Below are 24,127 nucleotides of genomic sequence, written 5' to 3'. Positions count from 1 at the left end.
CCGTTCGCGGGTATATACCCGCTTAAAACCGGAAAAACCGGCCTTCAGGCCAGTTCGTCCAACAGTCGCAGCAAGGTTTCACGCTTCTCGGCGCCCAGCCGATCGATCAATCGCTGTTGCGCCGCTTCCCAGGCCGGCAGGGCCGCCGCAAGGCGCTGCGCACCGGTTTCGGTGAGCCGGACGATGCGATTACGCATGTCCTCGCCCTCGGCCAGCGCCACCAGCCCCTCACCTTCGAGCACCCGCAGATTGCGCCCCAGGGTGCTGCGATCCAGGCCCATGGCTTCGGCCAGTTCCGAGATGCTCGGTTGATCCAGACGCTGCAGGTTGCACAGCAAAGAATACTGGGCAACGTTGATCCCGAAGCCGTCGAGAGCGCCGTCGTAATGCCTGCTGACGCCACGAGCGGCGCGACGCAGGTTGGTGCACAAACACTGAGAAGGAAGCATGATGCGTGTATATACCCGCGACTGTGTTAAATCAAGTTACACATGAGTTTATCAATAAGCTTTGTGGCGTCTGACACACCGCCTTCGCGAGCAAGCCCGCTCCCACAGGGGAATGCATTGCAAATGTGGGAGCGGGCTTGCTCGCGAAGAGGCGGGAGTGTCATAAATTTTGTGTTCGGGCATAACATGTCGCAGAGGTGCATGTATGCCGACCAAAAAGAAACCGGCCCGAGAGGCCCAGCGTGACCTTCCTTCCATTCCCCAAGAGCTGATCGACCAGTTCGTCAGCGGCCCGATGAGTGCCGACGCTATTCAGGATGCCGCGATGGCGTTTAAGAAAGCGCTGATCGAGCGAGCCCTTGGCGCCGAGCTGGGGCACCACCTTGGTTATCCTCAGGGCGCGGAGCGCCCTGAGGATTCGAGTAATCAGCGTAATGGCAGAAGCAGCAAGACCGTGCTGACCGAAGGCGGCCCGTTGCGTCTGGATATTCCCAGAGACCGCGACGGCAGTTTCGCCCCGATCCTGATCCCCAAGCATGAGCGCCGTTTCACGGGCTTCGACGACAAAATCATCGCCATGTATGCCCGTGGCCTGAGCGTTCGCGAGATTCGTGCTTTCCTCTCGGAACAGTACGGCACAGATGTCTCTCATGACTTCATCAGCTCCGTCACCGATGCGGTTCTGGAGGAAGTCAGTACCTGGCAGCAACGCCCGCTTGAGCCCATGTATCCGGTCATTTTCTTCGATGCTCTGCGCGTCAAGATCCGTGACGAAGGCGTGGTTCGCAACAAGGCCATCTACTTGGCTCTGGGCGTGCTGCCGGATGGGACCCGAGATATTTTGGGGATCTGGATCGAGAACACTGAAGGTGCCAAGTTCTGGATGAAGGTCTTCAATGACCTCAAGACCCGGGGCGTCGAAGACGTGCTGATCGCGGTAACTGACGGACTCAAAGGTATGCCGGAGGCTTTGAGTGCGGTGTTTCCAGAGACAACGCTGCAGACATGCATCGTCCATTTGATCCGCAACAGCCTTGATTACGCGGCGTGGGACAAGCGCCGTGAACTGGCCAAGGCCCTTAAGCCGATTTATCAAGCTCTCAATGCCGGTCGCCGAACAGGCTCTGGACGCCTTCGAAGCGGGGCCGTGGGGTAAGCAATATCCGACGATAGCGGCGGCTTGGAGACGCGCCTGGGAGCGGGTTATCCCATTTTTCGTGTTCCCACCCGCGATACGCAAAGTGATCTACACCACCAACGCGATCGAAAGCATCAATTCGCAGTTACGCAAGATCATCAAGACAAGGGGCCACTTTCCAACCGATGAGGCGGCGACAAAACTGATCTGGCTGGCGCTGCAAAACATCACCGCCAACTGGGGCAGCGCCGCCCATGACTGGAAAAGCGCCATGAATCAGTTTGCGGTTTTATATGGAGACCGATTCATCAGGCCGAACTGGTGAAATGAAGGCCTGCCTGACGGCAGGCCATTACCGGCCCGCACACAAAAAATCTGACACTCTCGACCAGGCCGGTACTGTCATAGAAATATCTCAGACCAACACCACTCCAACCAACACCGCCATTTCCAGCAATTCCAGCAACGCCCCCGCCGTATCGCCCGTAGTCCCGCCCAACCGCCGCATCATCACCTGCCGCAGCCAGACAAACCCAACGAACGCGACAACCAGCGCAACAATCGCTGTCACCCCGGCAATCAGCAAGCAGGCCAGCACACTCGCCCCTAGCACCCAACAACCGGCCCGGCGCGGCACATGATCAGCCAACGCCTGCCCCAACCCACCCGCTCGCACATACGGCGTGGTCAGAAACAGCCCCAGCAACGCCGCACGTCCCAGCAACGGCACGATGAGCAACATCAGCGCATGCCCTTGCTCGATCAGCGCCAGCAACGCGCAGAACTTCAGCAGCAACACCAACACCAGCGTCACCACGGCAATCGGCCCGCTGCGCGGATCTTTCATGATCGTCAGCGTGCGCTCGCGATCACCGAAGCCACCGAGCCAGGCATCGGCGCTGTCAGCCAGACCATCGAGGTGCAGCGCCCCGCTGAGCAGCACCCACACCGTCAGCAACAGCGCCGCATGCAGCAGCAACGGCGCGCCGCTCAATGCCAGGTTCAACACCCAGAGGATCACCCCGAACAGCAGCCCCACCAGCGGATAAAACAGCAGCGAACGCCCGAGCTGTTCCGGCTGCGGCATCCCCGGCAGACGAATCGGCAAGCTGCTGAGAAATTGCAGGGCGATCCACAGTGGCAGCATCTCAGTGACCTTCCTTCAGCACGCCATCGGCTTCGACGCTGAGCGCGAACAGCGCAGCATGCGCGACTTCGACATTGAGCAACTGCTCTCGCGGCAAACCACGCGCCTGCGCCAGCAGCAGGCGCATCACGCCACCATGACTGATCAGCAACACGCGCTCGCCGGCATAGGCCTGATGCAAACGCGCCACCGCGCCGAGCACGCGAGCCGCAAAATCACTGACCGGTTCGCCCTGCGGCGGCGTGAACGAATACGGATCGGCCCAGAACAGCCCCAGCGCCTCGGCATCAGTCTCCATCAACGCCGCTGCGCTCTGCCCTTCCCAGGCACCGAAATGCAATTCCTGCAGATCCTTGTCCAAATGAACCGGCAGATTCAGTTGCTCGCCCAACTCGGCAGCAAACCGCGCACACCGCTGCAGCGGCGAACTGACCAGCCGATCCCACGGCCCACCTGCCACCACGGCGGCACGCATCTGTGCCCAGCCTTTTTCAGTCAGCGCATCATCGAGGCTGCCGCGCAAACCGCCGCCCAGTTCAGTCTCACCGTGACGCAGCAGGTCCAGACGTAACGTCATGCCGGACGATCCGCCACCGCGGCTTCGGCAAACGTCGCCATTTGCCCGTGCAGGTCGCAGGCCAGACGCAACAGCGGCACAGCCAACGCCGCCCCACTGCCCTCACCCAGACGCAAGCCAAGCTCCAGCAGCGGTTCAGCGTTGAGGGTTTCCAGCACGTGGCGATGGCCCGGCTCGGCGCCACGGTGGCCGAACAGCAGCCACTCGCGGCAGGCCGGATTCAGCCGCACCGCCACCAGCGCAGCGACCGTGCAGATAAACCCGTCGACCAGCACCGCAACGCCTTCCTGCGCACAGGCCAGGTACGCGCCGACCAGTGCGGCGATTTCAAATCCGCCGAGGTTGAACAGGGTTTGCAGCGCATCGCCACGTTGCGCCGCGTGCAACGCCAGTGCGCGCTCGATCACTTGCGCTTTATGGCTGACGCCTTCGGCATTCAACCCGGTACCGGGACCGGTCAAGTGCACCACCGGACAGTCGAGCAAGGCACAGGCCAGCGCACTGGCGGCGGTGGTGTTGCCGATGCCCATTTCGCCGCCGATGAACAACTGTGCGCCAGCGGCTTTGGCCCGCAGCACGCTGTCACGACCGGCCTGCAACGCGAGTTCGCCCTGCGCCCGGGTCATCGCCGCGCCCTTGGCGAAATTCGCTGTGCCCGGGCCGATGTTCAGATGCAGTACGCCCGGCAGATTCAGTGACGGCGTCACGGTACCCAGATCGACCACTTCCAGACGCGCATCGAGCTGCCGCGCCAGCACGCTGATTGCCGCACCGCCGCTGACGAAGTTGAGCAACATCTGCCCGGTGACTTCCTGCGGGAACGCGGAAACGCCTTCCGCGACCACCCCGTGATCACCGGCAAAAATCGCGATCCACACCTGTTCAATCGTCGGTTTGATCTGCCCCTGCAATCCGGCCAGTTGCACCGCCACGGTTTCGAGGCGACCGAGGGAACCGGCCGGTTTGGTCAGTTGCTGTTGGCGCGCCGCCGCCTGTTCAACGATCTCGGCATTCACGAATTGGCACGGGTTCAACCACCACGCTTGAGTCATAACGCAGGTCCTTTCAGGGTCAGGGGCAGGCCGGCGACGGTCAGGACGACTCGCTGACAACGCTCGGCCAGAGCTTGATGCAGCCAACCGGCTTCATCGACGTAGCGGCGAGTCAATTCGCCCAGCGGCACGACACCCATTCCGGTCTCGTTGCTGACAAAAATGATTTCTCCCGGCAATGACGCCAGGCAGTCCAGCAGGGCTTCACGCTCGGCAGCGAGACGCGCGGCGTCATCGAGCATCAGCAGATTGGTCAGCCACAGGGTCAGGCAATCCACCAGCAGGCAACGCTCGGCGCTGGCGTTTTCACGCAGGACACGGGCCAGCTCCAATGGTTCTTCGATCAGCGCCCATTCGGCCGGACGCCGCGCGCGGTGATGGGCGACGCGTTCGTTCATCTCGCCGTCCAGCGGCTGGCTGGTGGCGATGTAAGTGACCGCCAGGTGGCTGGCGCTGGCGAGTTTTTCCGCCAGGCGACTTTTGCCGGAGCGGGCGCCGCCGAGGATCAATTGGAGCATGGTTCATTCCTTCAAATTGGCGGTGTACCGGTTTCAGTCATCGCGAGCAGGCTCACCCCTACAGGAGATCGCGAACAATTCACTGTAGGAGTGAGCCTGCTCGCGATGAATCCACCTCAAATCCCGCAGAGCTGACGCAGCAGCCCGGTATCCAGATGCTGCTCCACCAGATCCGCCAGCCGCTCGATATCGCGCTCGCGCAAGCCGTGGTAATCCACCTCCTGCACATCGCTCAACCCGGCCCAGCGCAGCAACGCGGCACTGGCTTGCGGTGATTCGAACAAGCCGTGCAGATAAGTACCGAACACCTGCCCGTCCAGACTCTGCGCACCGTCACAACGGCCGTCATCCAGATGCACCGCCGCGTTCTCCAGCGCCGGCCCCAGCGTCACGCCCGCATGGATTTCATAGCCACTGACCTCGGCGCTTTCCAGCGCCAGACGTCCGCGCACATTGCGCAATTGCTTCTCGGCTTCCAGCGTGGTTTCGAACGCCAGCAAACCCAGACCGACACTGGATCCCGGCGCGCCTTCCAGGCCCAGCGGATCGTGTACTTGCTCGCCAAGCATTTGCAGACCACCACAAATCCCCAGCAACTTGCCGCCATAACGCAGGTGCCGATTGATTGCCGCGTCCCAGCCATTGGCACGCAGATACGCGAGATCGCTGCGCACGCTTTTCGAGCCGGGCAGGATGATCAAGTCGGCAGCCGGAATCGCCTGCCCCGGGCCGACGAATTGCAGATCGACCTGCGGATGCAAACGCAGCGGATCAAAGTCCGTGTGATTGCTGATGCGCGGCAGCACCGGCACCACCACTTTCAGCACTTGTTCGGCTTTGTCGGTCTGGCGCTGGTCGATGCCGTCCTCGGCTTCCAGGTGCAGATCCATCACGTACGGCAGCACGCCGACCACCGGTTTGCCGGTGCGCTGTTCCAGCCAGTCGAGGCCTGGTTGCAGCAAGGCGATGTCACCGCGAAAACGGTTGATGATGAAGCCCTTGACCCGCGCCTGCTCGCTCGGCGACAGCAGTTCAAGCGTGCCGACCAGATGAGCGAAAACGCCGCCGCGATTGATGTCGGCGATCAGCAGCACCGGGCAATCCACCGCTTCGGCAAAGCCCATGTTGGCGATGTCACCGGCACGCAGATTGATCTCGGCCGGCGAGCCAGCGCCTTCGACCATCACCAGCGGATACGCCGCGCTGAGTCGCTGGTGCGACGCGAGCACCGCTTGCATGGCGATGGCTTTGTAGTCGTGATACGCCACCGCGTTCATGCTGGTGACCGCGCGGCCATGGATGATCACCTGCGCGCCGGTGTCGCTGTTGGGCTTGAGCAGCACCGGATTCATGTCGGTGTGCGGTTCGAGGTGCGCCGCTTGCGCCTGCACCGCTTGCGCCCGGCCGATCTCGCCGCCGTCGGCGGTCACTGCGCTGTTGAGCGCCATGTTCTGCGGCTTGAACGGCACCACCGCCACACCCTGTCGGGTGGCCCAGCGGCACAGCGCCGTCACCAGCGTGCTTTTACCGGCATCGGAAGTGGTGCCTTGCACCATCAGGGTGGTCATTTCAATTCCTTGGCAAAGGCTTGCAGCGCGTGTTCGAGACGCGCTTCTTCAGCGGCGTTGGCGGGCAGACCGAAACGCAAACTGCTGTTGTGAACGAAGATGCGCAGGAGGATGCCGCGCCGGGCCATGAATTCGTGCAGCGCCGCCGCGTGCTCGGTGATCAGCCACTGAAACAACGCGCAACCGCCGTGGGGTTTGAAGCCGTAGCGCTCCAGCAGCAGCGCCAGACGTTCACTGGCCTCATCGCTGCGAATACGTTGCCGGGTCTGCGCTTCGGTGTCTTGCAGACAGGCCTGACCGAGCACCCGCGTCGGCCCGCTGACCGCCCAGGGGCCGACCTGTTCGGCGAGCAATCTGAGCAATTTGCGCTCGGCCAGCACAAAGCCCAGACGCACTCCGGCCAGACCGAAAAACTTGCCGAACGAGCGCAGCACAATCAAACCGATCTGGTGGGTATGCGGCGCCAGACTCAGCTGCGGCGTGTTGTCCATGAACGCTTCATCGACCACCAGCCAGCCGCCACGCTGAGCCAGCCGCGCGTGCCAATCGAGCAGCCGCGCCGGGGTCAGGCTCAGGCCTGTAGGGTTGTTCGGATTGACCACCACCAGCACGTCGAGGCTGTCGAGAAAGAATTCGACTTCCTGCTCCAGCACTTCGCGCACGATGTAACCGCTGCGGCGCCAGGCTTCGGCGTGCTCGGCATAACACGGCGACAACACGCCGACCTTGCCGGCGCGACGCAAACGCGGCAGCAACTGGATCGCCATTTGCGAACCGGCCACCGGCAGCACCTGCGAGGCGCCGTAGTAATCGCACGCGGCCTGCTCCAGTCCGTCATCGGTTTCCGGCAAGCGTGCCCAGGCGCGCAACGGGATCTCCGGCACCGCAAATGGCCACGGCGCGAGGCCGCTGGACAGGTCGAGCCAGTCAGCCTCGGCAATCCCGTAATCGAGTGCAGCCTTGCGCAGCCGGCCACCGTGCTCAAGCATAGAATTCAGCCCCCACGCAGAGAATCAGCAGCCATAACCATACCCCGCGCTGGACCAATTGCCAGCCGCGATCAATCGAATCGGCATCGGCTGGCGGCCCCTCACCCAGTTGTGGACGCTCATGCAGTTCGCCGTGATAGATCGCCGGCCCGCCCAGTTCGACACCCAATGCACCGGCACCGGCCGCCATCACCGGACCGGCGTTAGGGCTGTCCCATTGCGGCCCCTGAGTGCGCCAGCATTTCCAGGCAAGCCGGGTGTTGCCCAGCAGCGCGTAGGTCAGCGCCACCAGCCGGGCCGGAATGTAGTTGAGCACGTCGTCGATTTTTGCCGCGCACCAGCCGAAGCGCTCAAAGCGTTCGTTGCGATAGCCCCACATCGCGTCGAGGGTATTGCTCAGGCGATAAAGCACCACGCCCGGCGCACCAGCCACGACAAACCAGAACAGCGCGGCGAACACCGCGTCACTGCCGTTTTCCAGCACCGATTCAGTCGCGGCGCGAGCGACGGCGGTGCTGTCCAGTTCGCTGGTCTGGCGACTGACCAGATAGCCGACGCGTTTGCGCGCCTCTTGCAGATCATCAGCGCGCAAGGCCGCGGCTACCGGCGCGACATGCTCACCGAGGCTGCGCATGCCGAGGGCGCAATACAGCGCCAGGATCTCGACGATCCAGCCCACGTACGGTGCCCAGGAAAACGCAGTGGCGAGCAAGGTCAGCGGCAATACCGCGATCACCCACGCAGTGACCCCGTGACTGCGCCAGCCACGCCCGCCTGCATTGAAACGGCGCTCGATGCGCCCGGCAAAATTGCCGAACGCCACCAGCGGATGCCAGCGTTTCGGTTCACCCAGCAGCGCATCCAGCGCGACCGCGGCGACACTCAACAACGCCACACTCATTGACTCACTCCCCAATAATTTTCGTACAGCAACTCATTGAGCGGACGCGCCTGCGCCCACCCTTCGAGTACCAGCATCGGCGCCGGATAGAATTCCTTGACCGGGCCCAGGCACAACACTGCCAGCGGCTTGGCCCCGGCCGGCAACTGCAGCAGATCGGCCAGTGCCTGCGGTTCGAACAGCGACACCCAGCCCATGCCCAGTCCTTCGGCACGGGACGCCAGCCACAGATTCTGAATCGCGCAGGACAGCGAGGCCATGTCCATTTCCGGCAGCGTACGACGGCCGAAAATGTGTTTTTCGCGATCATCCATCAGCGCTGCGACCAGCACTTCGGCGCAATCATTGATGCCTTCGACCTTGAGCTTCATGAACTCGTCGCTGCGCTCGCCGAGGGCTTCGGCGGTGCGGATGCGCTCTTCTTCGACGAGGTGCTGAATCTGCCCGCGCAAGGCGCGATCGCTGATGCGGATGAAGCGCCACGGCTGCATCAGGCCGACGCTGGGCGCCTGATGCGCGGCTTCGAGCAGGCGGCGCAGCAGCTCCGGTTCGACCGTGCCGCCGGTGAAGTGGCGCATGTCGCGGCGTTCGGCGATGGCACGGTAGACGGCCTGGCGCTCGGCTTCGGTGAATGCGTTGTCGGTCATGGACTCTTCGCGAGCAGGCTCGCTCCCACATTGGACGGGGTGCTTGCTCAAGAAACGCGATCCCCTGTGGGAGCGAGCTTGCTCGCGAAGGCGGCCTGACATTCTGGCGCAAACAACGCGGCAATCGCCGTCGGATTCGACGGAAAGTAGAAATGCACGTACGACGCCGTCATCCGCCCTTGCCGATAAACCGCCTCGGCCCCACGCCCGCCGTTCGGGCTCAGGCCTCGGGCAATCGGCGTCAGATCGGTGCTGGTCAGGGAATGGTGATAGGTGTGACCGCGCAACGAACCTTCCGGCAAATCCACCGCTTGCAGTGCCAGTGCCGCCAGACGTTTTTGCATCACCGCCTCACCGCGCAGCAGCCCGACCAGTTCGGCACGGGTGCCGTCGACATCGGTCAACGCGTCGAGCAGATAGAGCATGCCGCCACATTCGGCGAGCAGCGGTTTGCCGGCGGCGTGGTGCGCACGGATCGCGTCGAGCATCGCGGTGTTTTGCGCCAGCGCGACATGGTGCAATTCCGGGTAACCACCGGGCAGATACAGACTGTCGGCCTCGGGTAATTGGGTATCGCGGATCGGCGAGAAGAAACTCAACTCGGCGCCCATCGCCCGCAGCAGATCGAGACTGGCGCCATAGGTGAAGGCAAAAGCCTCATCGCGAGCGACAGCAATGCGCACGCCATCGAGCAGCGGTTCAGCAGGGTTCACTTCGGGCGCGGCGAATGCCACGGCCGGTGGCAGCGCTACCTCGCAACTGCTGGCCAGGGCTTCGGCGGCGGCGTCGAGGCGCAGGTCGAGGTCATTCAGTTCGCTCGCCTGTACCAGACCGAGATGGCGGCTCGGCAACTCGATCCCGGTTTCCCGGGACAATGCGCCGTACCAGCGCAAGCCTTCGGTGAGGCTGCCTTCGAGCAATTGCGCATGACGCAAAGTGCCGACGCGGTTGGCCAGCACGCCGGCAAACGGCAAGTCCGGCTGATAGCGCGCCAGCCCCAACGCCAATGCGCCGAAGGTCTGGGCCATGGCGGTACCGTCGATCACGCCGAGCACCGGCACGCCGAAATGCCGCGCCAGATCAGCGCTGGATGGCGTGCCGTCGAACAGGCCCATCACGCCTTCGATCAGGATCAGATCGGCTTCGGCGGCGGCTTCCCACAACAGCCGGCGGCTTTCCTGCTCGCCGACCATCCACATGTCCAGTTGATACACCGGCGCACCGCTGGCGCGCTCGAGAATCATCGGGTCGAGGAAATCCGGGCCGCACTTGAACACGCGCACCTTGCGCCCTTGGTTACGATGCAAGCGAGCGAGCGCGGCGGTGACGGTGGTCTTGCCCTGACCGGAGGCCGGCGCGGCAATCAGTACCGCCGGGCAGTGACGTGGTTGATTCAAAGTTCGACGCCTTTCTGCGCTTTGATGCCGGCCTGGAAGGCGTGTTTGAGCATGCCCATTTCGGTGACGGTATCGCCCATCTCGATCATTTCCGGCTTGGCCGCGCGACCGGTGACGATCACGTGCTGCATCGGCGGACGCGCCTGCAAGTCACTGAGCACCTGATCCAGATCGAGGTAGCCGTGCTTGAGCGCGATGTTCAGTTCGTCCAGCACCACCAGGCCAATCGACGGGTCGCGCAGCAACTCGCGGGATACGGCCCACGCGGCTTCGGCGGCAGCGATGTCGCGCTGGCGATCCTGGGTTTCCCAAGTGAAGCCCTCGCCCATCACGTGAAAGCGCACTTGCTCGGGGAAGCGGCGGAAGAACAGTTCTTCGCCCGTGCTGTTGCGGCCTTTGATGAACTGCACCACGCCGCACTGCATGCCGTGGCCCATGGCGCGGGCGAGCATGCCGAACGCCGAGCTGCTTTTGCCTTTGCCATTGCCGGTCAACACCAGCACCAGGCCGCATTCGTCAGGCGAATTGGCGATGCGTTCGTCGATCACGGCTTTTTTGCGCTGCATACGCGCCAGATGGCGTTCGTCGCGCTCGGGGGAATCGGTCATGGGGGAGCTCTCCGTTGAGGCTGGATAACGGCGGGCAGGCACAAGAATAGACGGCAAAAAGCCTGGCATCGCCCACCGTGATGCCGCTGGATGGATCAGGCCGGTCTCCGGGCTCATGAGCGGCGAATCGCCTGACTGCGCGCCTTCCCGCGTCGTCGACACAGTGGCTCAATGCACAGTTTTCACTCATTTACCGTTGCGGGGGCAGCGCCGGGATCGTGATCGTTCTTCGCCTGAAGACAACCCTCACCGGCTTCCCTGTTTCACTCTGTCGACACAGGTCACAGAGCACCTGAAACAAGCCGCGAAGGTTAGAGGGTTGGGGGTGGAGCGTCAATTAAAGAGGGGGCCGTCGGGCGAATAACTGCCGCCGATCAATTATCTGACGCCAATCTTGTGCCACACTGAGACAAGTGATATCAAAGAGCCATGCTTTTGGTTGAAAAAGCACATCACAACAATAAGGATGATGACGATGCAAGGCATGATCATCAGCAACCCGCGCCTGGAATTCCTGCGCCCGATGCTTGAACGCTGGTTTGACTGTATCGACCGCTACAACGCTGTACGCGGCGACAACGACACCCCCTACTGGCATGACGAGAAAGCCAATCTCGGACTGCTCTCCGCGGCGGCATGGATGGCCGAGCTGGTAACCCTTTGCGATACCGCCACGCGCAAACAGAACGAGGACGGCGAACGCAACGCCCGCGCCGACCTGTTCATCGCCGGGGCCGAAGACCGCGCCTACCTTCAGGCGACCCAGCGCTGGCCGCGAGTCAACAACCTCAACCTGACCCAGGCTCTGCTGGAGATCACCAGCGACGCCAAACGCATCAGTTTTGCCAGCGACCTCAAGCTCGGCTGCCTGTTCGTCGCCCCGCAGAAGGCCCAGCACAGCGCCAGCCCCGAAGAGTTGCAGGACATGGTCGACGACCTGCAAAAGGAACACTGCTGCGCAGTGGCCTGGTATTTCCCCTACGCCTACCGCAAGTTGCGCAGCGAAGCGGGCAACTATCACCCGGGCATCGGCCGTGCTGTTCAAAGAGGCCCGCGGTTGAGCGGTTGAACCATCGGGTGCGCACACTCCTCTATGATTAGGCATGCATTCATAGGGAAGATCAGTAATGCGCAAAACCCAACTCGCTCTCGTCATCGCCCTCGCCGGAGGGCTCGCCGCCTGTGGTGAATCCTCCAGCCTGCAAGTTTCCGACGGCACCGGCCCGTCACCGAAACTGCCTGAACCGAACAAAACCCTGATCCCGACGGTGAACATCGCCCCGGCGATCGGCTGGCCCGCCGGCGGCAAACCGACCGCCGCAGCCGGCACGCAAGTGGCAGCGTTTGCCGAAGGCCTCGACCATCCGCGCTGGCTCTATGTCCTGCCCAACGGCGACGTGCTGGTGGCGGAAACCAACGCCCCACCGAAACCCGATGACAGCGCCGGCATTCGTGGCTGGGTGATGAAGAAAGTCATGGGCAAGGCCGGTGCTGGCGTGCCGAGCCCGAACCGCATCACCCTGCTGCGCGACGCCGACCACGATGGCGTGGCCGAAACGCGCACGGTGTTTCTGCAAAACCTCAATTCGCCGTTTGGCATGACCCTGGTCGGCAATGACCTGTACGTCGCTGACACCGATCGCCTGCTGCGTTTCCACTACGAACCCGGCGCGACCGAGATCAAGACGCAGCCGATCAAAGTCACCGACCTGCCGGGCGGCACGCTGAACCACCACTGGACCAAGAACGTCATCGCCAGCAAGGACGGCAGCAAGCTGTACGTCACCGTCGGCTCGAACAGCAACGTTGGCGAGAATGGTCTGGATAAAGAAGAAGGTCGCGCAGCGATCTGGGAAGTCGATCGCGCCACTGGCAACCACCGGATTTTCGCCTCGGGCATCCGCAACCCCAACGGTCTTGCCTGGGAACCCACCACGGGTGCGCTGTGGACAGCGGTGAATGAGCGTGACGAAATCGGCAGCGACCTGGTGCCGGACTACATCACCTCGGTCAAGGACGGCGGTTTTTACGGCTGGCCATTCAGCTATTACGGTCAACACGTGGATGTGCGGGTGAAGCCGCAGAATCTGGATCTGGTGGCCAAGGCCATCGCCCCGGACTACGCCGTTGGCCCACACACCGCCTCGCTGGGCCTGACGTTCGCCGATGGCAACAGCCTGCCGGCGCAATTCAAGGAGGGCGCCTTCATCGGCCAGCACGGCTCGTGGAACCGCAAACCGCACAGTGGCTACAAGGTGATTTTCGTACCGTTCGCCGCCGGCAAGCCGAACGGACAACCGATCGATGTGCTGACCGGGTTCCTCGACAAGGATGAGAACGCCTTGGGCCGCCCGGTGGGGGTGGTGATCGACCAGCAAGGTGGTTTGCTGGTGGCGGATGATGTGGGGAACAAGGTTTGGCGGGTGTCGGCCACTAAATAAATCAGGGCCCGACACATAACAAATTTGGGAGCGGGCTTGCTCGCGAAAGCGTCAGGTCATTCAACATCATGGATGAATGACACATCGCATTCGCGAGCAAGCCCGCTCCCACATTTAGATTTTCAGCGTTTACGGGTTATGCGCCAGATGCTCCGGCTGCAACACCCGCTTGGCACTCAGATACGCCTTCTGCCAGTACGCCTTTGACAGGCTGTCCAGCTTCACCGTGCCGCCCGTCGCCGGCGCATGCACGAAACGCCCTTCCCCGACGTAGATCCCCGCATGACTGACCTGCGAGCCGCCATTGGTGGCGAAGAAGATCAAGTCGCCGGTCTGCAACCCTTCTTTGCCGACATTCGGCGCCTGCATCACGATCATCTCGCGGGTAGAGCGCGGCAACGAGATACCGGCGGCATCGCGGTAGACGAAACCGATCAGGCCACTGCAATCAAACCCGGAGTCTGGTGTGTTGCCGCCCCAGCGATAAGGCGTGCCAACCAGGCCCAGCGCACGAAACAGCACGTCTTCAGCAGCAGGCGAAAAAGCTTGGGAAGGCCCGAACACCACCGGGGCGCGTACGACGGGCGCAGGCGGCGGAGTGCGGCTGGCGCAGGCGCTGAGCAGCGCTGCGAAGAAGATCACTGTGAGGCGGGCCGACATCGTCATAAGCAGAACATCCTGATCTGGCTGCGGCTTTCTCTGCCGAATGGACAGAAACAAAACCGCCTGCGGAGCACGCAGGCGGTTTGCCATCAATATAGATACAGGATTCTAGCGGCTACGCGGCAAACTTCAAGTAAGACTTTAACTTCACCTTGTAAAGTCTAGGTCTACTCCCTGGCCGGGCACCGTTTTTGTCGCCACGGACGTGGCGACAACGGAGGAATTACTTGCGAGCGGTGACCACGGTCGGTGCCATCGCTAGGGCGCGTTTGGCTTCGATGAAGGTCTTGCTCCAGTAGCTATCACCCAGGCTGTCGATGCGAACACCGCCGCTGCGACGGCTGCTGGAATGGATGAACTGGTTGTCACCCAGGTAGATCCCGGCGTGACTCACACGACCGCGACGACCATTGGTGGCGAAGAACAGCAGATCGCCCGGCTCAAGGTTGCTGCGCGAGACCAGCGGGGCATCCACGTTGATCATTTCGCGAGTGGAGCGCGGCAGATTCATGCCGGCTTCTTCGCGGAACAGGTAACCGATGAAACCGCTGCAATCGAAACCGGCTTCAGAGGTACCGCCGAAACGGTAACGGGTACCGATCAGGGACATGCCGCGTTCGAGGATGCTGTCGGCCAGAACCGGAAGCTCGTATGGCTTCTTGCCGTTGAAATCGGCGAGTTCTTTTTCGGTGGCCAGCTCTTCCTGGTAAATAACGGAAGACTGGGCAGTGGCAGAATTTTTAACCTGTTGAGGCTGCTCTTGAACTGGAGAATGAGCAGCGCAACCGAACAACAGGGTGACGAGTGCGAGAGGCACGAGGGGTGCGAAGCGATTTAGCATGGGCACGACCGTGGCTGAAGTTGTAAAGAAGCCGAGACTATGCCCGCTATCGGCCTCATTTGCAAATTCAATCGATCTTTTTGTGACTTCCCGGTTTCTCGTTTACATCTAAGCGCTTAAGCCCATTTGAATCGATACGCGGTCTGCACACGGTGCGGAAAAGCGGATTTTCTGGCGCCTGAAATATGCCGAAACGTGCTCCAGCCCGCGTATTTCAAGGGCTGGCTACCAGCCGAGGGTTTCTTTAAGGAACGGAATCGTCAGCTTGCGTTGCGCCTGCAACGAGGCCTGATCCAGCTGTTCGAGGAGGTCGAACAATGCACTCATGCTGCGGGTGCCGCGGGTCAGAATAAAGTGTCCGACTTCATCGGTCAGGTGCAGACCGCGACGCGAAGCGCGCAATTGCAGGGCACGCAATTTGTCTTCATCGGAAAGCGGGCGCATCTGGAAGATCAGCGCCAGGGTCAGGCGCGATTTCAGGTCGGCCAGTTTCACCGGCAACTCGCGTGGCGAGGTTGAGGCAGCAATCAGCAAGCGCCGACCGCTGTCGCGCAGACGGTTGAACAGATGAAACATCGCCTCTTCCCAGTCTGCCTTGCCGGCAATCACCTGCAAGTCATCCAGGCAGACCAGTTCGTACTGCTCAAGGTTGTCGAGGATTTCGATACCACGATCCATCAGCTCGGCCAGTGGCAGATAAACCGCTGGCTCACCCATCTGCTCGAAACGCAGGCAAGCCGCCTGCAACAGATGCGTACGCCCTACCCCATGCTTGCCCCACAGGTAGATCAGGCTTTCGGTCCAGCCGGCGTCGGCTTCGCATAGGCGCTCGACATAGCCGAGTGCAGCGGCATTGGCGCCTGGGTAGTAGTTGATGAAGGTGGCGTCGTCACGCAGACGCACACCTAGGGGCAGCTGAATCGGTTTCATGCTGACTGAACAGTTCTCAAGGAACCGTTAGTGGCCTCTGTGTAAAGTTTGCGAAGTTTATACCCGTGAAGCGGAGCGCACAATGCGACAGACCCCAAGCAAAATCAAAGGTTTGCGTTAATGCGCTGGTTTTATGACAGTTTCTCTGACGCGCTGCCGTGCGAACCCTGCGCAAAACGCAGGCCAACCCGGCGCAATGCCGGGCCGCCCGTGATCGGATTACAACTCGGGCTCATCTGTCCCGCTGTAGATATCCGAGTCCTTGTACAGATCGTGCACGTGACGCACCAGCACCATGATCACCGCCGCCACCGGCAGTGCCAGCAAGACGCCGGTAAAGCCGAACAGCTCACCGCCGGCCAGAATCGCGAAGATCACCGCCACCGGATGCAGACCAATCCGATCACCCACCAACAGCGGCGTCAGGACCATGCCTTCCAGCGCCTGACCAATCATGAATACTGCAACGATGCCGATCATTGGATACAGATCACCACCGAACTGGAACAGCCCGGCAATCAGCGCCGCACCAATGCCGATCACAAAGCCCATGTACGGCACGATTGCCGCAAGGCCTGCGATCAGGCCGATCAACAGCCCAAGCTCCAGACCAACAATCATAAGGCCTGCCGCATAGATCACGCCCAGCGCCAGCATCACCAGCAACTGTCCGCGCACAAACGCGCCGAGCACCTCGTGGCATTCACCCGCCAGCGAGACGATGGTTTCTTCACGATCACGCGGCAGCAGGCTGCGGATCTTGGCCATCATCACATCCCAGTCGCGCAGCAGGTAGAAGCTCACCACCGGAATCAGCACCAGATTCGCCAGCCAGCCGATCAGCGCCAGACTCGAGGCCGTCGCCTGACTCAACACCACACCGACGATGTCGGTCGTCTGGCCCATGTGCTCGCTGATCGCTGCCTTGACCTTGTCGAACTTCCAGAAGCCGTCCGACAACCCCAGCTTCGACTGCGCCCACGGCAGTGCAGTGTGCTGCAGCCAGTCGAGCATCTGCGGTGCCAGTTCGTACAAGCGCACCAACTGCTTGGCGAGCATCGGCACCAGCACCAAGAGCAACGTCGTGACGATCAGAGTGAACAACGCAAACACCGCGATCACGCCCCAGGTGCGGGACATGCCGAGACGTTCCAGACGATCCACCAGCGGATCGAACAGATACGCCAGCAGCAACGCCACCAGAAACGGCGTGAGGATCGGATGCAGCAACCAGACAAACGCGCAAAGCAGGACTACCCCACCGAGCCAGAACCAACGCCGCGAATCGGCCATGTATCACTCCTGCTTCTATATAAGGAAAGACTTACCAGCGAAACCGCAACGAAGGCGCTACCGGTGCAGGCGCCTGAGCCGCAACAGGCGCCGCACCTGCGACGGCTGGCTGCGGCGCTGCCACTGGCGTCGGTGCTTCGGCCGGCAACTCCTGCAACTTCGCCAGCGACAATTGCGAACGCAACTGATCGGCACTGCCGTTGACCCGATACACGATGCGATCACCCTCGACACTTTGCAGACGCACACCGAACGGTTCGAGTAACCGCAGCAGCGTGGCGTAATGCTCAAGATTCATGCCCTGCACTTCCAGCGTCTGTTGACCCGAAGCGCCAGGCTTGGCGACAAATCGCGGCGCCAGACGCTCGGCCACCGCCAGCATCACCGCATCGGCCACCGCGGCCTGATCGGCGCCCTGCACACTACCGGCCTCTTTCTGATCGCCCAGCCATAGATGCCAGCTGGCTTGCCACTGCCCGCCCTGTTCGTGCGCATGCACCGCCAGCAAGGCATCTGCACCGTAACGCTCCGAGGCCCCGCGCAAAGGCGCGGGATCGGTGCCATCGAGCACCGGCGCCGTGGCGACCAATTGCTCACTCAGATCCGCCAGCGGCAAACGCAGCGGCAAGCCACGATGCTGAGCCGCAGAACGCAATGGCGCAGCCGCTGCCTGACCGTCGCCGACCAGACTCGAGCCTTCAGTCGAATCGTTCAGCCACCAGCTCAGAATCGACGGGCGACTCGCGCCCCACAACGAAAGCCCGGCCCGACGCAGTGCCTGCTCGGTGGTGGCCGGATCGAAATCGACTTTCAGCACCTCCGGCGGCCCGGCATCGAAACCGAACTGGCTGATGATCTGCTGCGGGTCCTTGCGAATCGCCGCCAGCCCCGGATTCTGCGGGGCCTTGGGGTCACCGGTCAGACGCAACACCAGCGTATCGAGCGCCGCCTGCGTGGCGCGATCACGCTCTTCCGGGGCCTGACTGCTCACCGGCTGGCGTACTTGATAAAGACCTTTGAGGTTTTCGGCATGACTCGCCAGGCTGACGACCGACAAACAACCCACAACCAACAATTTACAAAAACGCATGGAAAATTCCCGTCGACAGGAGCGGCTGGAACAGGCCGCGTGAACCGGTTAAGCAAGGCTGTGACAATCTGCCATCGCAAAACATTCACACGGCAGCGGTAACTTTTTGCACAGTGATAACGATAGACGGTTAATTGCCACACCTTATACAGGCAGCTACCCGGCACAATTGCAAAAAATTTCCACCGATTATGCCCCTGCCCGTCGGCACGAGGATGGCCGCTGCCCCTCAAGCCTGATAAAATCGCGCGCCTTCGCAGACCGGCAACAGCCGGGCACCCCGAAATTCGCGTGAGGCCATCGCCCTCTCGATTTCGATGTTCCCGCTGAACTCGGTCGTTACCCCTGAATCCCCTCCCCTAAAGGCCTGGATCATGAGCAAGCAACCCTCCCTGAGCTACAAGGACGCCGGTGTAGACATCGACGCCGGTGAAGCATTGGTCGAACGCATCAAGAGCGTCGCCAAGCGCACTGCGCGCCCGGAAGTCATGGGCGGCCTGGGCGGTTTCGGCGCCCTCTGCGAAATCCCGGCCGGCTACAAGCAGCCTGTACTGGTTTCCGGCACCGACGGCGTTGGCACCAAGCTGCGCCTGGCGCTGAACCTGAACAAGCACGACAGCATCGGTATCGACCTGGTTGCGATGTGCGTCAACGACCTGGTGGTCTGCGGTGCCGAGCCCCTGTTCTTCCTCGACTACTACGCCACCGGCAAACTGAATGTCGACACCGCTGCCCAGGTTGTGACCGGCATCGGCGCCGGCTGCGAACTGTCCGGCTGCTCGCTGGTCGGCGGCGAAACCGCTGAAATGCCTGGCATGTACGAAGGCGAAGACTACGACCTGGCCGGTTTCTGCGTCGGCGTCGTGGAAAAGGCTGAAATCATCGACGGCTCGAAAGTCGCCACCGGTGACGCACTGATCGCCCTGCCATCGTCCGGCCCGCACTCCAACGGCTACTCGCTGATCCGCAAGATCATCGAAGTGTCCGGCGCTGACATCGAAAACATCCAGCTCGACGGCAAACCGCTGACCGACCTGCTGATGGCTCCGACCCGCATCTACGTGAAGCCGCTGCTCAAGCTGATCAAAGACACCGGCGCAGTCAAAGCCATGGCCCACATCACTGGCGGTGGCCTGCTGGACAACATCCCTCGCGTTCTGCCAAAAGGCGCTCAGGCCGTGGTTGACGTGGCCAGCTGGACTCGCCCGGCGGTCTTCGACTGGCTGCAAGAGAAAGGCAATGTCGACGAGACCGAAATGCACCGCGTGCTGAACTGCGGCGTGGGCATGGTGATCTGCGTGGCTCAGGAGCACGTTGAAGTGGCCCTGAACACCCTGCGTGACGCCGGCGAACAGCCTTGGGTCATCGGCCAGATCGCTGCCGCTGCCGAAGGCGCTGCACAGGTCGAGCTGAAAAACCTCAAGGCTCACTAATGCCTACCTGTGATGTCGTGGTGCTGTTGTCCGGCACCGGCAGTAACTTGCAGGCTCTGATCGACAGCACGCGGACCGGCGACAGCCCGGTTCGCATCGCTGCGGTGATTTCCAACCGCGCCGACGCCTACGGCCTGCAACGCGCCAGTGACGCGGGTATCGCCACCCGCTCGCTGGATCACAAGGCTTTCGAAGGTCGCGAGGCCTTCGATGCTGCCCTGATCGAACTGATCGACGAATTCAAACCGAAACTCGTGGTACTGGCCGGCTTCATGCGCATTCTCAGCGCTGATTTCGTGCGTCACTACCAGGGTCGCCTGCTCAATATCCACCCGTCGCTGCTGCCCAAATACAAAGGGTTACACACTCATCAGCGCGCGCTGGAGGCCGGCGATGCCGAGCACGGCTGCTCCGTGCACTTCGTCACCGAGGAACTCGATGGTGGACCACTGGTCGTACAGGCAGTAATACCGGTAGAGTTGCACGACACGCCGCAGACACTTGCGCAGCGAGTGCATGTCCAGGAACACCTGATCTACCCGATGGCCGTGCGCTGGTTTGCCGAAGGCCGGCTGGCACTTGGTGAACAAGGTGCTTTACTGGATGGCCAGTTACTCGCGGCCAGCGGCCACTTGATTCGACACTAGGAGATTTTATGCGTCGCGCCCTGCTCTTCGCTTGCGCTCTGTTCGCCCTGCCCTTCGCGCAGGCGGCAGACCTTCAACCGTTCTCCGCCAGCTACACCGCCGACTGGAAACAGTTGCCCATGAGCGGCACCGCCGAACGCAGCCTGACCAAGGAAGCCAACGGCGTCTGGAAACTCAGCTTCAAGGCGTCGATGATGATCGCCAGCCTGACCGAAGAAAGCACCCTGACTCTGGACAAGGACACACTGCTGCCACAGTCCTACCACTTCGAACGTGGTGGTCTGGGCAAAACCAAGAAAATGGATCTGGACTTCGACTGGAATGCCAAGATGGTCACCGGCACCGATCGCGGCGATCCTATCAAGGTTGCACTGAACCGTGGCATGGTCGACAAATCCACCTACCAGTTGGCACTGCAGCACGACCTGGCCGCCGGCAAAAAGACCATGAGCTATCAAGTGGTCGATGGCAGCGATGTCGATACCTATGACTTCCGTGTACTGGGTGCCGAGAAAGTCGACACCAAGGCCGGCCAGATCGATGCGATCAAAGTCGAGCGCGTGCGCGACCCGACACAAAGCAAGCGCATCACTGTCCTGTGGTTCGCCAAGGACTGGGATTACCTGCTGGTCCGCCTGCAACAGGTCGAAACCGACGGCAAGGAGTACAACATCATGCTCCAGGACGGTACGGTCAACGGCAAGCCTGTCAAAGGCAGCTGATCCGCCGCTACAACGAAAAGCCCCGCAGATGCGGGGCTTTTTTGTGCGTGCAATTCCCAAGTGACACACAATCACTGTGGGAGCGGGCTTGCTCGCGAAAGCGGTCTGCCAGCTAACGAAGATGTATCTGATACAACGCCTTCGCGAGCAAGCCCGCTCCCACAGGGGGTGAGTGCAATCATCAAGGGTCAGCTCAGACCGAAAACTTGGCCACCATATTGTTCAAATCCACTGCCAGCCGCGACAACTCCTGGCTCGCCGCACTGGTTTGATTCGCCCCCGCCGACGTCTGCATCGCCAGATCGCGGATGTTCATCAGATTGCGATCCACCTCCCGCGCCACCGCCGCCTGCTCCTCCGAGGCACTGGCGATCACCAGGTTGCGTTCGTTGATCAAGGTGAACGCTGAGGCGATCTCCTCCAACGCCACACCTGCAGCCTTGGCCAGCTCAAGGGTCGAATGCGCACGGATGTTGCTCTGCTGCATGGAGCTCACCGCCGAATCGGTGCCCTGCTGAATGCCACCGATCATTTGTTCGATTTCCTGAGTCGATTGCTGAGTGCGATGCGCCAGCGCCCGCACTTCATCAGCGACCACTGCGAACCCGCGACCAGCATCACCGGCCCGTGCCGCCTCGATCGCCGCATTCAACGCCAGCAGATTGGTCTGCTCGGCAATCGAGCGGATCACATCGAGCACCTTGCTGATGCCGTGAACCTTCTGCGCCAGATCCTCGACCTGCGTTGCGTTGGACGTGACATCCTCGGCCAGCGATTCGATTGAAGTGACGGTCTGCCGGACCTGCTCGCGCCCATGCTGGGCAATGCGGTCAGACTCGCGTGACGCTTCGGAGGTTGCCACGGCGTTGCTCGCCACCTCTTCCACGGCGGCAGTCATCTGATTGACCGCCGTGGCGGCCTGCTCGATCTCCAGGCTTTGCTGGTGCAGCCCGCGCGTAGCGTCCTCGGTGACGCAGCTCAGCTCTTCCGACGCCGAAGCCAGTTGGCTGGACGACTCGGAAATCTGCCGGATGGTGTCGCGCAGGTTGTGCTGCATGCTTTTCAGCGCCTGCAGCAGTCGCGCCGGCTCGTCCTTCCCGGAAATACTGATATCGCCGGTCAGATCGCCGCCGGCCACCACTTCGGCCACGCCCAGCGACTGCGCCAGAGGCAGGACGATACTGCGGGTCAACAGCAACGCCAGACCGATGGTGATCAGCGCCGTAATACCGATCATCACCCCGACCCACACCCGCGAATTGATAAACACCAGCCGCGCGGCTTCGGTAGCGAGGTTAGCGTTGTGCTTGTTCAGCTCGACCAGCTCCTTCAGGGTCACCGCCATGTCGTCAGCCAAAGGGCTCATCTGACCGTTGAGGATCGTTGCGGCCTCCTCGACACGATTCTGTGCAGACAACTGCATGACCTGCGCCTGCAGCTCCAGATATTTGTGCTCGGCGACCTTGAAGCGATCGAACAGCGTTCGCTCCTCGGGCAATACGATCAGCACGTCATAGCGCTGCTGCGCCTCGCTCAAAACACCGCGCAGCTCATTGATCTTGGTAACGTTCTGCTCCAGCGCCTGCAGATCGCGATTGAGCAGCAGGCGCATGGTCAGCGCGCGCAGGCGCAGCATGTCCTGACTCATCTCGCCGACCGCCATCACGCTCGGCAGCCAGTTGTTGTCGACCTCATCGGACTGGGCGCGCATGTTCGACATTTGCAGCAGGGCGAACGCCCCCAAGGCAAATACCATCAGCGCCAGTACACCAAAACCCAGGCCGGCACGCGGCGCGATGTTGAGACTACGGATGCTCATTACTTTGGTTCCTTCCAAAAGCGCTGCATCAACCCTGCAGCTGGTTGCCTTAGAAGGTATCGGCCCGGCGAAGAATTGCGTAAGACGAAAAGCTGATATCAAAAGGCCTTGATACTTCTAACGCTTGGCATTAACGATTCAGCGCGCTTTTCCCGGACTTTGCCGCTGTTCGCGGCAATATTGCCAGGAAGTTGTCCCGGGCCACTTTACGGGCGACATCCTCGGGCAAGGCATCAAGGAACGGGGTGAAACTGTGCATTTCCTGACCGAGCTTGTTGAATCGGCCGACAACATCCGAACCGATCATGAAGCGCTCAGGGTATTTTTCCACCAATGCCAGCCATTCCGCTCGCGGCTTGCCCTGCTCGTCCAGCAAATAAGGGCTGAGCATGCTCCACGACAGATCAATGAACAGGTTCGGGTAGGCCTCAAGCATCCGGCTCACGGTGGGCAGGAGGAATTTCAGCTGCGTCTGGTGCCGATGAATCTCGGCGCTGGTACCGGCGTGAGCCCAGATGAACCGCGTGTGCGGGTGATTACGCAGCGGCTCCTCGATTTCCTTCAGGTACAGCGGATTTCTCTCACGCTTGGAGGTGATATTGGAATGCAGCATCACTGGCAGATCATTTTCCGCTGCCAGGTGATAAATCCGCTTCATCGCTTCGTTATTGGCCCGAGGTGTGTCGCCGGCGGTCAGCGCCGTCAGGTCATCATGGCGGGTGAACACCTCGCCAATGCCCTGCCACAGCCCCGGATACAGGGCGAGCATGCGCTGGATGTGCGCGGCGGAGTTCTTGTCATTGGGGTTGAAGCCCGACAGGAACGGATGAAAGTGCTGACGCTGCTCCGGAGTCAGCTTTTGCACCGCATCGGCAACGATCACATCGGTGGCGCTGTACCAGTAGGCATCGGCATCATCGCCGGCGTAATAGCGCGGACGCTTGGGTTCATCCTCGTGCCATTTCTTCGCCACGGGAATACCGGAAATCATCACATGGTCGATGGAATTGTCCTGCATGGCCGTGAGCAATTTCGCCATGCCGGCGGTTTCCTGGAAGAAATCCACGTAGTGCAGGTGCGCATCGCTGTAGGTGTAATCGCGGGCGCTGGCGGGGCCGGCAAAGGCCAGCAGGCAGGCAAGACTCAAACGAAACAAGGACACAAGTAATCTCCGACAGGTAGGCATAGCCTAGACCCTGAGCCGATGACAAGGGTTCATCCTGCAGGAAAGTGGAACGCGCCTCCGTAGGAATGCTC

General features: G+C 61.5%; 22 protein-coding genes, 2 pseudogenes and 1 riboswitch. Of the genes and pseudogenes, 6 read left to right on the top strand and 18 right to left on the bottom strand.

Annotated elements, in window-relative coordinates; translation table 11 throughout:
• Positions 1-44 precede the first annotated feature (44 nt).
• On the bottom strand, positions 45-449 hold the full coding sequence (locus tag ACVHNU_RS05060; RefSeq protein WP_007950413.1) for a MarR family winged helix-turn-helix transcriptional regulator: 405 nt from the start codon (positions 447-449) through the stop codon (positions 45-47).
• A gap of 205 nt (positions 450-654) precedes the next feature.
• Here ACVHNU_RS05060 and ACVHNU_RS05055 point away from each other — a divergent pair.
• A pseudogene (locus ACVHNU_RS05055) lies at positions 655-1,912 on the top strand (IS256 family transposase).
• 90 nt (positions 1,913-2,002) lie between these two features.
• Here ACVHNU_RS05055 and ACVHNU_RS05050 read toward each other — a convergent pair.
• The 10 genes from ACVHNU_RS05050 to cobO form a co-directional block, all read right to left on the bottom strand.
• Complete coding sequence (locus ACVHNU_RS05050) at positions 2,003-2,734, bottom strand: adenosylcobinamide-GDP ribazoletransferase (RefSeq protein ID WP_473019138.1); 732 nt, start codon at positions 2,732-2,734, stop codon at positions 2,003-2,005.
• 1 nt (position 2,735) lies between these two features.
• On the bottom strand, positions 2,736-3,311 hold the full coding sequence (cobC, locus tag ACVHNU_RS05045; RefSeq protein ID WP_473019137.1) for an alpha-ribazole phosphatase family protein: 576 nt from the start codon (positions 3,309-3,311) through the stop codon (positions 2,736-2,738).
• A complete protein-coding gene (gene cobT / locus ACVHNU_RS05040) occupies positions 3,308-4,363 on the bottom strand; it encodes a nicotinate-nucleotide--dimethylbenzimidazole phosphoribosyltransferase (protein WP_473019136.1) in 1,056 nt (351 codons plus the stop codon). Before cobT ends, cobC begins: the two co-directional genes overlap by 4 nt.
• Positions 4,360-4,881: a bifunctional adenosylcobinamide kinase/adenosylcobinamide-phosphate guanylyltransferase gene (cobU, locus tag ACVHNU_RS05035; RefSeq protein ID WP_473019135.1), complete on the bottom strand. Its 522-nt coding sequence runs from the start codon at positions 4,879-4,881 to the stop codon at positions 4,360-4,362. Before cobU ends, cobT begins: the two co-directional genes overlap by 4 nt.
• A gap of 116 nt (positions 4,882-4,997) precedes the next feature.
• A complete protein-coding gene (locus ACVHNU_RS05030; protein WP_473019134.1) occupies positions 4,998-6,449 on the bottom strand; it encodes a cobyric acid synthase in 1,452 nt (483 codons plus the stop codon).
• A complete protein-coding gene (gene cobD / locus ACVHNU_RS05025; protein WP_473019133.1) occupies positions 6,446-7,438 on the bottom strand; it encodes a threonine-phosphate decarboxylase CobD in 993 nt (330 codons plus the stop codon). The genes ACVHNU_RS05030 and cobD overlap by 4 nt, the downstream gene beginning before the upstream one ends.
• On the bottom strand, positions 7,431-8,339 hold the full coding sequence (cbiB, locus tag ACVHNU_RS05020; protein ID WP_473019132.1) for an adenosylcobinamide-phosphate synthase CbiB: 909 nt from the start codon (positions 8,337-8,339) through the stop codon (positions 7,431-7,433). The genes cobD and cbiB overlap by 8 nt, the downstream gene beginning before the upstream one ends.
• Complete coding sequence (gene bluB, locus ACVHNU_RS05015; protein WP_473019131.1) at positions 8,336-8,986, bottom strand: 5,6-dimethylbenzimidazole synthase; 651 nt, start codon at positions 8,984-8,986, stop codon at positions 8,336-8,338. Before bluB ends, cbiB begins: the two co-directional genes overlap by 4 nt.
• Positions 8,987-9,033: 47 nt before the next feature.
• On the bottom strand, positions 9,034-10,383 hold the full coding sequence (locus ACVHNU_RS05010) for a cobyrinate a,c-diamide synthase (protein WP_473019130.1): 1,350 nt from the start codon (positions 10,381-10,383) through the stop codon (positions 9,034-9,036).
• The gene (gene cobO / locus ACVHNU_RS05005; protein ID WP_003223053.1) at positions 10,380-10,991 is read right to left on the bottom strand and encodes a cob(I)yrinic acid a,c-diamide adenosyltransferase; all 612 of its coding nucleotides are present in this window, start codon (positions 10,989-10,991) and stop codon (positions 10,380-10,382) included. The genes ACVHNU_RS05010 and cobO overlap by 4 nt, the downstream gene beginning before the upstream one ends.
• An 81-nt stretch (positions 10,992-11,072) precedes the next feature.
• A riboswitch (cobalamin riboswitch) is annotated at positions 11,073-11,302 on the bottom strand.
• A 164-nt stretch (positions 11,303-11,466) separates the two neighbouring features.
• Here cobO and ACVHNU_RS05000 point away from each other — a divergent pair.
• Together ACVHNU_RS05000 and ACVHNU_RS04995 are read left to right on the top strand one after the other, a co-directional pair.
• A pseudogene (locus ACVHNU_RS05000) lies at positions 11,467-12,052 on the top strand (hypothetical protein).
• Positions 12,053-12,118: 66 nt separating this feature from the next.
• Positions 12,119-13,432 carry a PQQ-dependent sugar dehydrogenase gene (locus ACVHNU_RS04995; RefSeq protein ID WP_473019129.1) on the top strand — a complete coding sequence of 438 codons (1,314 nt, stop codon included), beginning with the start codon at positions 12,119-12,121 and terminating at the stop codon, positions 13,430-13,432.
• Between the two features lie 129 nt (positions 13,433-13,561).
• Here the strand turns inward: ACVHNU_RS04995 and ACVHNU_RS04990 are convergent, their stop codons facing one another.
• The 5 genes from ACVHNU_RS04990 to ACVHNU_RS04970 all read right to left on the bottom strand — a co-directional run bounded on the left by ACVHNU_RS04990 (position 13,562) and on the right by ACVHNU_RS04970 (position 18,249).
• Positions 13,562-14,098 carry a C40 family peptidase gene (locus ACVHNU_RS04990; protein ID WP_027614054.1) on the bottom strand — a complete coding sequence of 179 codons (537 nt, stop codon included), beginning with the start codon at positions 14,096-14,098 and terminating at the stop codon, positions 13,562-13,564.
• A 220-nt stretch (positions 14,099-14,318) separates the two neighbouring features.
• Entirely contained in the window at positions 14,319-14,936 is a 618-nt protein-coding gene (locus tag ACVHNU_RS04985) for a C40 family peptidase (RefSeq protein WP_003223044.1), read from the bottom strand.
• A 225-nt stretch (positions 14,937-15,161) separates the two neighbouring features.
• Entirely contained in the window at positions 15,162-15,866 is a 705-nt protein-coding gene (gene hda / locus ACVHNU_RS04980; protein WP_003223042.1) for a DnaA regulatory inactivator Hda, read from the bottom strand.
• A gap of 219 nt (positions 15,867-16,085) precedes the next feature.
• Positions 16,086-17,159 (bottom strand): AI-2E family transporter, encoded by a 1,074-nt coding sequence (locus ACVHNU_RS04975; protein WP_473019128.1) that lies wholly within the window; start codon positions 17,157-17,159, stop codon positions 16,086-16,088.
• A 31-nt stretch (positions 17,160-17,190) separates the two neighbouring features.
• Positions 17,191-18,249 (bottom strand): DUF2066 domain-containing protein, encoded by a 1,059-nt coding sequence (locus ACVHNU_RS04970; RefSeq protein ID WP_262142805.1) that lies wholly within the window; start codon positions 18,247-18,249, stop codon positions 17,191-17,193.
• 374 nt (positions 18,250-18,623) lie between these two features.
• On the opposite strand from ACVHNU_RS04970, the gene purM reads away from it, so the two are divergent.
• Genes purM through ACVHNU_RS04955 form a run of 3 tightly spaced genes read left to right on the top strand, consistent with a single transcriptional unit; the run spans position 18,624 to position 21,051 of the window.
• The gene (purM, locus tag ACVHNU_RS04965) at positions 18,624-19,682 is read left to right on the top strand and encodes a phosphoribosylformylglycinamidine cyclo-ligase (protein ID WP_003223039.1); all 1,059 of its coding nucleotides are present in this window, start codon (positions 18,624-18,626) and stop codon (positions 19,680-19,682) included.
• A complete protein-coding gene (gene purN, locus ACVHNU_RS04960; protein WP_003223038.1) occupies positions 19,682-20,329 on the top strand; it encodes a phosphoribosylglycinamide formyltransferase in 648 nt (215 codons plus the stop codon). Before purM ends, purN begins: the two co-directional genes overlap by 1 nt.
• Before the next feature lie 8 nt (positions 20,330-20,337).
• Positions 20,338-21,051, top strand: a complete 714-nt coding sequence (locus ACVHNU_RS04955) for a DUF3108 domain-containing protein (protein WP_103521559.1) — start codon at positions 20,338-20,340, stop codon at positions 21,049-21,051.
• Between the two features lie 193 nt (positions 21,052-21,244).
• Here ACVHNU_RS04955 and ACVHNU_RS04950 read toward each other — a convergent pair whose 3' ends face one another.
• Both ACVHNU_RS04950 and ACVHNU_RS04945 read right to left on the bottom strand, forming a co-directional pair.
• Positions 21,245-22,870, bottom strand: a complete 1,626-nt coding sequence (locus ACVHNU_RS04950) for a methyl-accepting chemotaxis protein (protein WP_473019127.1) — start codon at positions 22,868-22,870, stop codon at positions 21,245-21,247.
• Positions 22,871-23,000: 130 nt separating this feature from the next.
• Positions 23,001-24,056, bottom strand: a complete 1,056-nt coding sequence (locus ACVHNU_RS04945) for an amidohydrolase family protein (RefSeq protein ID WP_473019126.1) — start codon at positions 24,054-24,056, stop codon at positions 23,001-23,003.
• Between the last annotated feature and the right edge of the window lie 71 nt (positions 24,057-24,127).

Source organism: Pseudomonas sp. Ors-4-3C, from assembly GCF_055755035.1.
This window is presented reverse-complemented; position numbering and strand designations above follow the sequence as displayed.